This is a genomic window from Bacillus sp. 007/AIA-02/001, assembly GCF_004634455.1.
GTDB classification, from domain to species: Bacteria; Bacillota; Bacilli; order Bacillales; family Bacillaceae_G; genus Bacillus_A; species Bacillus_A cereus.
Window position 1 is genome coordinate 135,248 of record NZ_SEIY01000001.1, and the last position, 12,404, is coordinate 147,651.

The window sequence follows — 12,404 nt, forward strand, 5'->3', positions numbered from 1 at the left end:
AGTGTTTTTAAGTGTTAGAAGAAGAGGGAGGTTTTTATTAATGTGGATAAAAAATGGATGGAATTCTAGAGAGGGGGTTAAGTTTTATTAACTATAGACTTGCAGTTCTTTTTTATTTTGTTACATTGGTCTGTTTCTATACATATAATCGGTTATATTCAATAAAAAAAGCCCAGGAACCTTGAATTAACAAGGTTCCTAAGGCTTTTAATACGACTCTTTGCAGAGTACCGAGATTAACGAGAGTAGAACTCTACGATTAACGCTTCGTTGATTTCAGCTGGTAACTCAGAACGCTCAGCGTGACGAGTGTAAGTAGCTTCTAATTTGTCAGCATCGAAAGTTAAGTATTCTGGTACGAAGTTGTTAACTTCGATCGCTTCTTTAACAACAACAAGGCTGTTAGATTTTTCGCGAACGCTGATAGTTTGACCAGGTTTTACACGGTAAGATGGGATATCTACGCGAGCGCCATCAACCATGATGTGACCGTGGTTTACTAATTGGCGAGCTGCACGACGAGTGCGAGCTAAGCCCATACGGTAAACTAAGTTGTCAAGACGAGCTTCAAGAAGGATCATGAAGTTTTCGCCGTGCTTACCAGGCATTTTACCTGCTTGGTCAAATGTGCGACGGAATTGACGCTCAGTCATGCCGTACATGTGACGAAGTTTTTGTTTCTCTTGTAATTGTAAACCGTATTCTGAAAGTTTCTTACGTTGGTTAGGACCGTGAGGACCTGGTGCGTAAGGGCGTTTTTCTAATTCTTTTCCTGTGCCGCTTAGAGAGATTCCAAGACGACGAGACAGTTTCCAAGCTGGACCTGTATAACGAGCCATAGTTGACTCCTCCTTTAAAAATGTTTTTATTTACGTAAAATAAAAACAGACGTAATCGATATTTACGGGCATTTTGTTTTCATGTACCTTCGCTCCAGCAGCAGGGAGTTACGAGATACACCTCCGTAGAGGAACAAAATACAAACGATAAACTCACATTACAAGGCTGCCTTTTTATTTTACACAAACGCTATTATATCTTTTACCCAGAGTTTCGTCAAGCGAGTACGTTTTTGTTTTATGCATATAAATTTTGGAAATTAATATAAGAAGGAATTTAAAACAATATAGAAGAAGAGATAGAAACACAAATAAAACGTTTACATAAAATGAAGGAAAACGTTCATCAAATTTTTATGGATGAATATGCGGCAATAAAAACATAAGGGGGATGTTTTTATGAAAAAGAAGCATATGGAGACAGCGTTAATTCATCACGGTTATACACCTGAGGAACATAAAGGAAGTTTAACACCACCTTTATTTCAAACTTCTACATTTACATTTGAGACTGCGCAGCAAGGAGAGGCGAGTTTTGCGGGAGTGGATCCATCTTATATTTACTCACGGCTTGGAAATCCAACTGTGAAATTATTTGAAGAACGTATGGCGGTGTTAGAAGGAGGAGAAGAGGCACTTGCCTTCGGATCTGGTATGGCAGCTATTTCAGCGACTTTAATCGGTTTTTTAAAGGCTGGAGATCATATTATTTGTTCAAATGGATTATACGGATGCACGTACGGTTTTTTAGAAGTGTTAGAAGAAAAATTTATGATTACGCATTCGTTTTGTGATATGGAGACAGAGGTTGATATTGAAAATAAAATTCGCCCAAATACAAAGCTTATTTTCGTTGAAACACCAATTAATCCGACAATGAAATTAATTGATTTAAAACAAGTGATTCGGGTTGCGAAGCGAAAAGGCTTACTTGTTATTGTTGATAATACGTTTTGTTCACCTTATTTACAAAGGCCGCTTGAGCTTGGCTGTGACGCTGTTGTGCATAGTGCGACAAAATATATTGGTGGTCACGGTGACGTTGTAGCAGGTGTAACAATTTGTAAAACGAAAGCATTAGCTGAAAAGATTCGCCCGATGCGAAAGGATATCGGCGGTATTATGGCGCCGTTTGATGCGTGGTTATTATTACGTGGGTTAAAGACGTTAGCAGTAAGAATGGATCGTCATTGTGATAATGCAGAAAAAATTGTATCGTTCTTAAGAAAACATGATGCGGTAGAAGGTGTTTGGTATCCAGAAGGGGAGTTAGCATCTCGTCAAATGAAACGCGGGGGCGGTGTTATTTCTTTTTCAGTAAAAGGCGGAAAAGAAGAGACGCAAGCGTTTATTAATGATCTTCACTTTATTACAATTGCGGTGAGTTTAGGAGATACAGAAACGTTAATTCAGCATCCAGCAACGATGACGCACGCTGCGATTCCAGCGGAACTAAGAAAAGAAATGGGCATTTTCGATAATTTAATACGCTTATCGGTCGGTTTAGAATCGTGGGAGGATATCGTTTCTGATTTAGAGCAGGCATTAAAGAAAATATCTACTGTTAATCAATGAAAAAAGAGTGAGCTATCGGTTTTGTACAGGACGTACTAAATCGATAACTCGCTCTTTTCTTTTTACATATGTTTTAGGAGTGTTTCCACAAACTTTTCTAAATAGCGCTGATCTAATTCATCAAAACGATTTTTTTCAGGACTATCAATGTCCAGTACACCAATGACAGCTCCTTCTTTCACAATCGGTACAACGATTTCCGAATTAGAAGCACTATCGCAAGCGATGTGACCTGGGAATTGGTGAACGTCCGCTACAAGCTGCGTTGTTTTCGTTTCAGCTGCAACGCCGCAAACGCCTCGTCCAAATGGAATGCGCACGCAAGCAGGCATTCCTTGGAACGGTCCAAGAACAAGCTGAGTTCCTTCTGTTACGTAAAAGCCAACCCAATTAACGCGATCTAAAAATTGGTTTAATAATGCGGACGCATTTGATAAGTTTGCGACTACGTTTGATTCGCCAGTTAATAACGCATCCAGTTGTTTAATTACTGTCTCATATTGCTGCACGCGAGATCCTGCATAACTTTCTTTAGTAAACATGGAAACAGCTCCTTTTTTATCGAGATGTGTAAAATATTAGCAAAATACGATGTATTTCACATGACTTTGTCGATAGAAAATTAAAGGAATTTGTCTTAAAAGTCAAGAAATTTAAACTATAGCTGTTCATTGAAGGGAAGTGAGCGCATGAAGCAGACGAAACAAAAAGTAATTGATGCGGCAATATCGTTGTTTAATACGAAAGGTTATGATGGAACGTCGGTGCGAGACATTGCAAAGCGAGCGGATGTGAATGTAGCGAATATTTCATATTATTTTGCTGGGAAGCAAGGTTTATTAGAACAGCTTATTACTGATTTTTTAGAAGGATATATTCATGTGATTGAAATGTCGTTTGAACAGAGGGAGTATTTGTCGGCTAAAGATGTGATGGTGCAAATGGTGCGAGGGATTTTACGATATCAATTTGAAAATAGAGAACTAACACGTTTCTTCTACCGAGAGCTTTCGCTTGATACGACATTAATTCGTGAAGTGATGACCGTTTATTTTTCTAAAGAAAGATATTATATAGAACAAATGATTAGACAAGGACAAATGAAACAAGAATTTCAGAAAGTATCATTTACAATGTTTATGACGCAATTAAAAGGTATGATAAATATGCCGTTTTTATATCCACAATATATATCAGAAGTACTGCATTCTTTCCCGTCTGAGACATTTTTTATAGAGATGTACACGAAAGAGATTGAGCAATGGATGGAACAAGTATTATGTAAAGCGAATATGTACCATGAATGGCCAAGAGCTGTTCATATGTGAAGAATCCCCACCTAACGAACTGAGGTGGGGATTTTTATGTTTACTTTTCTTTGCCATAAATTGTTACATAATAGCGCGATAATTGTTAATGCAGCTCCAGCGATTTCAATTTTATCGACTGTATAACCTCGAAAGATAGAACCAATCAGTGCAAGGATAGGAACTAAATTCATAAATAATATGCCGTTAATAGATGAAATATAGCGATTTCCCATATTCCAGCAAAATACAGCGATAACGCCTGCGATAATCGACATATAAAAGAGCTCAAAACGAACGCTCACAACTGTACGCAGTGACGGCATAGTAACTATATTTGTGTACGTTAAGAAAGTAACAATAACGATGAGTGAAATGGAGCCAAATAAACAAGTTAATGTCGTGTACCTAAGTGGTGACCAAGATTGAAAACGAGCACCCCCGTTTGTATAAATGACCCAGCAAGTAACGCCGCATAGCATCAATATATTTGTTGATAAGTGGCTTGCAGCTCCAAATAGTAATTCAATATTTCCTTTTGAAATGACAAGCATAACACCAAGTAATGCAACAAACATACAAAGGAATGTATAGTTTTGTGGGCGGCGATTTTTCGTTATCCATTGCAGTGATAAGGCAATCAGTGGCATAAGGGATTGAATCATAGCTGCATGGATTGCTCCGGAAGGTCCGGCAAGTTGTTGTCCGTAGAAAACGAGAAAACCATACCCCGCGAAACCGACTGTCCCGTAAAAGAATAGAGAAAGTGTTCTTTTTTCTAAGCGGAGTGAAGTCTTTCCTTCAGTAATTAATAGCAAAATAAGAAAAATAATAGCTGCTGATCCATAGCGAAGCGTTGTGAAGAAGAATGGATCGATAAATTGCAGAGCATTTGCCATTACAGGAAACATAAATCCCCAGGCAGTGACGGCGAGTAAGCATAGAAAGGATCCGAGTAGCATTTGTTTTTTGTTCAAGAGTATCTTTCCCCTTTACATTTCGTTATAGTAAGTTGATGAAATAAGTATAAAGAGTAATTGTTTATAGGAGGAAATATCGATTTCTTATAACGGTTATAACTTTTTGTTAGAGGTGTGTACGATGGATTTGGAGGCAGTACGATCGTTTATTGAAGTGAAGCATACGCGAAGTTTATCAAAGGCAAGTAAGATTTTACATATATCTCAACCAGCGCTTAGTAAACAAATTCAAAAGTTAGAAGCGGATTTAGAGGTTACTTTACTTAAGCGTTCGGCGCAAGGAGTAGAGTTAACGGAGGCAGGAGAGTTATTTATAAAAAGAATGTTACCGATTTTGGAGCAAATAAATGAAGTGAAAACAGAAATGAGGGGGTATCAAGAGAACCGGAAGTTTTCAATTGGTATACTACCGAGTTTAGCGGAGCATTACATATCAGAATGTAAAGATATATTAGGTGATGAGTTCGAAGTGGAATGGCAAATCGGTCATACGGAAGTATTAAGAGATTTATTTAAAGCGCGGGAGATTAACGCGATGTTCATCGATTCAGTAGTAGAAGGTGTTACGTATATAAAAGAAGTGCAACAAGAGAAAATTGTTTGTGCCGTTTCAAATAATCATCCGTACAAAGAGAAGGTAGTCATTCAAATAGAAGAGCTGCACAATGAAAAATTAATTGTATATCCAGAAATATGTGATGTAAGGAAAATGATTATGAACATGTTTCATGAAATAGGTGTAAAACCAACTATAGCTGTGGAAACATCTTACGCAGAACCGATGCTTGCAATGGTAAAAGCTGGCCTTGGTATCACGTTACTTCCAGAAAGGGCAGTAGAGCAGTCTGTAAGGCAAGGAAATGTACATGTAATCTCTGTTGAACCACCACTCATACGGAAAATTTATTTCGTATCCCATACGAAAGATTGTTTGTTATTACAATCATTTGAGGAGAGGTAGTGAGGTAGGCGGAATATTGAGAAAGATTACAATCACATTGAAAGGAACATGAAATTTTTAAAAAAACTAGGTCAAAAACAAACCATTACATGGTATGATTAGTACATTGTTAGTTGTTAAATATAGGGGAATTCCCTTTTTATACATAATGCCTTCCATTTCATAAACGGAACGGACAAAAAAAGAGATATAACTAGGAGGCTTTTTTGCATGGATTCTATCCTGACGATCGTTATCATTGTAGTAAGCTCTATTCTAGTGCTGCTCATGATAGAGCTTGTGATAAGAAATCGTTCATATAAAGATATTGAAGCACTGGAGCAGTGGAAACAAGAGATAAAAGATAAACCTGTGGCAGATGAACTAAAACGGGTAAAAGATTTAAACATGACGGGTCAAACAGAAGAACTGTTTGGTAAATGGCGTGAAGAATGGGATGAAATTGTATCAACAACCCTTCCGAAAGCTGACAAAGATTTAGTGCAAGCGCGAAAATTCGCCTCGCAATTCTCCTTCCGAAAAGCAAAGCATGCGATGAACGAATCCATAAGTGGTTTAGATGACGCTGATAATCGTATTACGGACATTTTAAATGAATTACAGCAATTGTTAGAAAGCCATGAGAAAAATAGCTCGGAAATTGAAGGGTTACGTGATACATATCGTAGTATGAAAAAGAGTGTTCTTGCTCATAGACATATGTATGGAGCAGCAGAGCAGAAAATCGAAGAGATGCTAGACGCTGAATCTGAGAAATTTAAAACCTTTGAAGAAGCAACAAACAATGGCGACTATTTAAAAGCGAGAGAAATTGTTATTAGTTTGGAAGAAGGTTTAGCAGATTTAGAAATCATTATTCACCAAATTCCAGATTTATTGGTAGAGTGCCAAGCGACGTTACCAGTTCAGCTGGAAGATTTATTACACGGACATAATGATATGGTAAGACAAGGTTATGTATTAGATTATTTGGAAGTCCCTAAAGAAGTTCGCGATATGACGAAACAACTACAAACATGTTTAATGGATATACAGGAGCTTCATATAACAGAAGCGGCTGAAAAAGTAGAAAACTTAAAAACACGTTTAGATGGCTTCTACGATCAATTGGAACAAGAAGTACATGCGAGACATTATGTGGAGCAAAAAACACTTTCTGTTTACGATGACTTAGAAGAAATGCGTATCGAAACGATTGAAACGAAAACAGAAACACAACTTGTGAAACAAAGCTATCAGTTACAAGATAAAGACATTGAGTCTCAAAAAGTAATTGAAAAGCAAATGCACATTTTAACGAAACGTTTTGAAATGCTGCAATTACGCGTTGCAGAACAAGATATTGCCTTCTCTATTATTCGTGAGGAACTAGAAGAGGTTTATGAGCAATGTGAAACGTTAAAAGTACTTCATGCAGAATATAAAGAAATGCTGCAAGCGATGCGCAAAGAAGAATTTGAAGCACGTGAGAAGTTACAAGAAATGCGAAATATTATTTTCGAAACGAAACGCTTTATGCAAAAGTCGAATTTGCCAGGTCTTCCAGAGAGTATTATGGAAGATTTAAAAAGAGGGCAAATGGCAATGCAAGCTGTATATGAACAATTAGAAGTGAAGCCGTTAAATATGAACGCTGTAAATAGCAGTTTAGAAGAAGCATACACAACTGTGAACGGTGTAGCTGAAATGACAGAAGAGTTAATTGGACAAGCATATTTAGTGGAAAAATTAATTCAGTACGGTAACCGTTACCGTAGTCATGATGAAAACCTAGCAGAAAGTTTAAATTATGCTGAGAAATTATTCCGTGAATACCAATACGATGCAGCTTTAGAACAAGCGGCTTCAGTATTAGAGCAACTTGAACCTGGCGTTGTTCAAAAAATAGCTGAATATGTAGACAATGAACAAACCCTTTCATAAAAGGGTTTGTTTTTTTATGTAATTTTGCAGGCGATGTTGCTATAATGAATAGCGGAATACAGCAAGGTTATTCGTTTCAAAATAAAGTGAAACTGTAATCGGTGGGAAGATTCATCCCCACTGATTACTAGCCTTCACCAATCGGGCATTTACGGGCAGTTAATCTCCCATCTAACTTCTTTGCTCTAACTGGATTTTGAGGTGAGAGTCTTCTTGCCCGTTAACGCGGGATAAAGTGAAACTGTAATAGGAGAGCATCCTCGCCAATTATTAGCCTTCACCAATCGAGATAAAACGGAACCTTTGCGTAGTCTTAGCGTAATGACACGTATTTATGATATGATTATACGATGTGATAGCGCTGAAAGGGGAAGAACGATGATCTATTTTGATAATAGTGCGACGACTAAGCCATATCCAGAAGCTCTTCAATCGTACGTGACGGTTGCTGGGAAATATTTTGGTAATCCTTCTTCTATTCATTCGCTTGGAGGAGAGGCAGAGCGTCTATTAACACAATCAAGAACGATTGCAGCGCAGCTTCTTCGTGTTAAACCTTCTGAAATTATTTTTACATCAGGTGGAACGGAAGGAAATAACCTTGCGATTAAAGGGATAGCGATGAGGAATCGTTCGCGTGGTAAACATATCATTACAACAAATATTGAACACGCGTCTGTGTTTGAAGCATATAAGCAATTAGAAGAACTCGGGTTTGATGTAACATACTTACCGGTTAACGAGCATGGTGTTGTATCGGTAGAAGATGTGAAACGAGCGCTTCGTGAAGATACGATTCTTGTGTCAATTATTCATGTGAACAACGAAACTGGAGCAATTCAGCCTGTTGCTGAAATTGGAACGTTATTATCGAATCATCCGAAAATAAGATTCCATGTAGATCATGTACAAGGGATAGGAAAAGTACCGCTTGATTTATATGCTTCTCATATTGATCTTTGCTCAATATCTGGACATAAATTCCACAGTGTAAAAGGAACAGGTCTTCTTTATGTACGCGATGGCGTAAGATTAGATCCGATTTTATCAGGTGGTCAACAAGAGCTTAAGTATCGCTCTGGTACAGAAAATTTACCTGGCATTGTAGCGATGGTGAAAGCACTTCGCATGACAATGGAACAAGTGAAAGAAAAGGTAGCTCATTTGCAAAGTTTACAAGCAGAGCTTGTTCGTTTCTTTAAAGAGATGGAAGATGTAACGATTAACACGTCGCTTGCATATGCAGCACCGCACATTTTAAATGTATCATTTGTTGGTTTAAAACCAGAAGTAGTCGTTCATGCTTTAGAAGAACACGGTGTATATGTGTCAACGAAATCTGCTTGTTCTTCAAAAGCAAATGAAGTGAGCAGAGTGTTAGTGTCAATGGGAGTGCCGCATGCAGCAGCTGCAAGCGCTATTCGTATTAGTTTGGCACCAGAAAACACAATGGAAGAAGTAAAACAATTTGAAGGTATTGTAAAAGAGACGCTGCCAAAATTATATGAAGTGATGAGGTAAAGAAATTATGTTGAAATATGAATATATTTTAGTGCGTTATGGAGAAATGACGACAAAAGGTAAGAACCGTTCTAAATTTGTAAGCACATTAAAAGATAACGTGAAGTTCAAACTGAAAAAATTCCCAAATATTAAAATCGATGCAACACATGACCGTATGTACATCCAATTAAATGGCGAAGATCATGAAGCGGTATCTGAAAGATTGAAAGATGTATTTGGTATTCATAAGTTTAACTTAGCGATGAAAGTACCATCAGAATTAGAAGACATTAAAAAAGGTGCATTAGCAGCTTTCTTACAAGTAAAAGGCGATGTGAAAACATTTAAAATTACTGTACACCGTTCTTATAAGCATTTCCCAATGAGAACGATGGAATTATTACCTGAGATTGGTGGACACATTCTAGAAAATACAGAAGATATTACTGTAGATGTTCATAATCCAGATGTAAATGTACGTGTAGAAATTCGCAGTGGTTATAGCTACATTATGTGTGATGAGCGTATGGGAGCTGGCGGTTTACCAGTTGGCGTTGGCGGAAAAGTAATGGTACTTCTTTCTGGTGGTATTGATAGCCCAGTAGCAGCGTACTTAACGATGAAACGCGGCGTATCTGTGGAAGCAGTTCACTTCCATAGTCCACCTTTCACAAGTGAGCGTGCAAAACAAAAAGTAATCGATTTAGCGCAAGAGTTAACGAAGTATTGTAAACGAGTAACGCTTCACCTTGTTCCGTTTACAGAAGTGCAAAAAACGATTAATAAAGAAATCCCATCTAGCTATTCAATGACGGTTATGCGCCGTATGATGATGCGTATTACAGAGCGTATTGCTGAGGAGCGTAACGCACTTGCAATTACGACTGGTGAAAGTCTTGGGCAAGTAGCAAGCCAAACGTTAGATAGTATGCATACGATTAACGAAGTAACAAACTACCCAGTTATTCGTCCGCTTATTACGATGGATAAATTAGAGATTATTAAAATCGCTGAAGAAATCGGCACGTATGATATTTCAATTCGTCCATATGAAGATTGCTGTACTGTATTTACACCAGCAAGCCCAGCGACGAAGCCGAAACGTGAAAAAGCAAATCGCTTTGAAGCGAAATACGATTTCACGCCATTAATCGATGAAGCTGTAGCGAACAAAGAAACAATGGTATTACAAACGGTAGAAGTAGTGGCGGAAGAAGAAAAATTTGAAGAACTTTTCTAAAACCATAAATTACCATATCTAAAACGTGTATGAAGTCATGTTATTTATCACACTCTATACTCACAAGGAGGTGATATAACATGTCACGTAGCACAAATAAATTAGCGGTTCCTGGTGCTGAATCAGCATTAGACCAAATGAAATACGAAATCGCTCAAGAGTTTGGTGTTCAACTTGGAGCTGATGCAACAGCTCGCGCTAACGGTTCTGTTGGTGGTGAAATCACTAAACGTCTAGTTTCACTAGCTGAGCAACAATTAGGCGGTTACCAAAAATAATCCCATATGATGGCTTAGAAAGAGCGGGTTCTCCCGCTCTTTCTTTTTTGTGTTGCCATTTGTCGGTAAGTTGATGTAATTTCGTTTACTAATTCGACAGAACTGAAAAATTTGTCAAAAGAAGAGGGTTCAAAATTAACAGAAAATTCTTTATTATATAAAGGAGGCATAAAGAAAAGGGAGGATATTTTATGAAGCGAGAAGAATTGTTGGCGCCACCGTCTTATAATTTAGTTTCTGAAATAGAGAAATATACGGGTGATAAAGGGAAATTAGCTTTAATTTGGCAAGATGATAAAGGGAATCGAAGGGAAGTTACATACGCTGAATTAATGCAAGGTGCGAATAAAATTGGAAACGCTTTTATAAAAAGTGGTTTGCAAAAAGGGGACAAGCTTCTCATTATGATGCCGCGTTTAATTGAAGCGTACATGACGTATATTGCTGCTATTAAAGCAGGATTTGTCGTAATTCCAAGCTCGGAAATGTTACGTAAAAAAGATATAGAATATCGAATTGAACATGGAGAAGTAAAAGCGATAGTAAGCTATGAGCCGTATATTAGGCAGTTTGATGATATAGAAGCGATGGAATCTCTTCGAAAATTTGTCCTGAGCGAGCAGTCAGTAGATGGATGGATTAATTTAAAAACAGCGTTAGAAACAGAGAGTGACATGTTAGAAATGGCGAAGACAGATAAAGAAGATATGGTCTTTTTATCTTACACGTCAGGAACGACAGGAAATCCGAAAGGTGTCGTTCATACACATGCGTGGGCATACGCTCATTTACGTACGAGCGCTCCAAATTGGCTCGGAATTGAAGAGAATGATATTGTATGGGCAACAGCTAGTCCAGGCTGGCAAAAGTGGATTTGGAGCCCGTTTTTAGCAACGCTAGGATCAGGGGCAACAGGATTTGTATATCACGGTAAGTTTGAACCGAAAACATACCTGAACTTATTAGACGATAATAAGGTGAATGTGCTTTGTTGTACACCGACTGAGTATAGATTAATGGCAAAGGTAGAAGATTTAAGCCAGTACAATTTAGAGGCGTTACATAGCGCTGTATCAGCAGGTGAGCCATTAAATAGAGAAGTCATTGGAACGTTCCAAAAGCACTTTCATATTACAGTAAGAGACGGCTATGGGCAAACGGAAAATACATTACTTGTTGGTGTAATGAAAGGGATGGATATTAGACCAGGATCAATGGGGAAACCAACGCCAGGTAACCACGTCGATATCGTAAATGAGGAAGGTACTCCGGTTAAAGTAGGCGAAGTTGGTGATATTGCAGTTCACATTGAAACGCCGGCCCTCTTTAAACAATATTACAAAGACGATGAACGTACAGCGATGCAATTCCGCGGTGATTATTATATTACAGGTGATAAAGCGAAGAAAGATGAAGACGGCTACTTCTGGTTTGAAGGGCGCGGTGATGATATCATTATTAGCTCTGGTTATACAATCGGGCCGTTTGAAGTAGAGGATGCACTTGTAAAACATCCTTACGTAAGAGAATGTGCAGTTGTCGCAAGTCCTGATGAAATTCGTGGAAGTGTCGTGAAGGCATTTATCGTATTAAGAGAGAATATAGAAAAGAACGAAGAAACATTAATTCCAACACTCCAACAACACGTCAAAGAACTTACTGCACCATATAAATACCCTCGCAAAATTGAATTTGTAGATGAACTACCAAAAACGATTTCTGGAAAAATTCGCCGTATTGAACTTAGAAAACAAGAGATGGAGATTCCGTCAAAATAATTTTGAAAACAGTGAAGTAA

11 protein-coding genes are annotated in these 12,404 nt (G+C 38.0%); 8 read left to right on the top strand and 3 right to left on the bottom strand.

The annotated features are described in order from the left end of the window. Positions 1–236: 236 nt before the first annotated feature. Positions 237–839 carry a 30S ribosomal protein S4 gene (gene rpsD, locus ES895_RS00745; protein WP_000135317.1) on the bottom strand — a complete coding sequence of 201 codons (603 nt, stop codon included), beginning with the start codon at positions 837–839 and terminating at the stop codon, positions 237–239. 399 nt (positions 840–1,238) lie between these two features. On the opposite strand from rpsD, the gene megL reads away from it, so the two are divergent. After that, a complete protein-coding gene (gene megL, locus ES895_RS00750) occupies positions 1,239–2,414 on the top strand; it encodes a methionine gamma-lyase (RefSeq protein ID WP_000726572.1) in 1,176 nt (391 codons plus the stop codon). A gap of 62 nt (positions 2,415–2,476) precedes the next feature. Here megL and ES895_RS00755 read toward each other — a convergent pair whose 3' ends face one another. Then, entirely contained in the window at positions 2,477–2,956 is a 480-nt protein-coding gene (locus tag ES895_RS00755) for a GAF domain-containing protein (RefSeq protein ID WP_000494341.1), read from the bottom strand. 147 nt (positions 2,957–3,103) lie between these two features. Here ES895_RS00755 and refZ point away from each other — a divergent pair, with 147 nt between their 5' ends. Further along, on the top strand, positions 3,104–3,742 hold the full coding sequence (gene refZ, locus ES895_RS00760) for a forespore capture DNA-binding protein RefZ (protein WP_000814922.1): 639 nt from the start codon (positions 3,104–3,106) through the stop codon (positions 3,740–3,742). Positions 3,743–3,753: 11 nt separating this feature from the next. Here the strand turns inward: refZ and ES895_RS00765 are convergent, their stop codons facing one another. Next, the gene (locus tag ES895_RS00765) at positions 3,754–4,698 is read right to left on the bottom strand and encodes a DMT family transporter (protein ID WP_002101415.1); all 945 of its coding nucleotides are present in this window, start codon (positions 4,696–4,698) and stop codon (positions 3,754–3,756) included. Positions 4,699–4,822: 124 nt separating this feature from the next. Here ES895_RS00765 and ES895_RS00770 point away from each other — a divergent pair, with 124 nt between their 5' ends. From ES895_RS00770 to mbcS, 6 genes are all read left to right on the top strand, one after another. After that, positions 4,823–5,662 (top strand): LysR family transcriptional regulator, encoded by an 840-nt coding sequence (locus tag ES895_RS00770; protein WP_135238131.1) that lies wholly within the window; start codon positions 4,823–4,825, stop codon positions 5,660–5,662. Positions 5,663–5,872: 210 nt separating this feature from the next. Further along, on the top strand, positions 5,873–7,585 hold the full coding sequence (ezrA, locus tag ES895_RS00775; protein ID WP_058839728.1) for a septation ring formation regulator EzrA: 1,713 nt from the start codon (positions 5,873–5,875) through the stop codon (positions 7,583–7,585). Between the two features lie 378 nt (positions 7,586–7,963). Beyond that, complete coding sequence (locus tag ES895_RS00780) at positions 7,964–9,106, top strand: cysteine desulfurase family protein (protein ID WP_000638991.1); 1,143 nt, start codon at positions 7,964–7,966, stop codon at positions 9,104–9,106. A 7-nt stretch (positions 9,107–9,113) separates the two neighbouring features. Beyond that, positions 9,114–10,328, top strand: coding sequence for a tRNA uracil 4-sulfurtransferase ThiI (gene thiI, locus ES895_RS00785; RefSeq protein ID WP_000922341.1), 1,215 nt, complete (start codon positions 9,114–9,116; stop codon positions 10,326–10,328). A gap of 80 nt (positions 10,329–10,408) precedes the next feature. Further along, complete coding sequence (locus ES895_RS00790) at positions 10,409–10,606, top strand: alpha/beta-type small acid-soluble spore protein (protein WP_000091640.1); 198 nt, start codon at positions 10,409–10,411, stop codon at positions 10,604–10,606. A 191-nt stretch (positions 10,607–10,797) separates the two neighbouring features. After that, positions 10,798–12,384, top strand: coding sequence for an acyl-CoA synthetase MbcS (gene mbcS, locus ES895_RS00795; protein ID WP_098938303.1), 1,587 nt, complete (start codon positions 10,798–10,800; stop codon positions 12,382–12,384). Positions 12,385–12,404 lie beyond the last annotated feature (20 nt).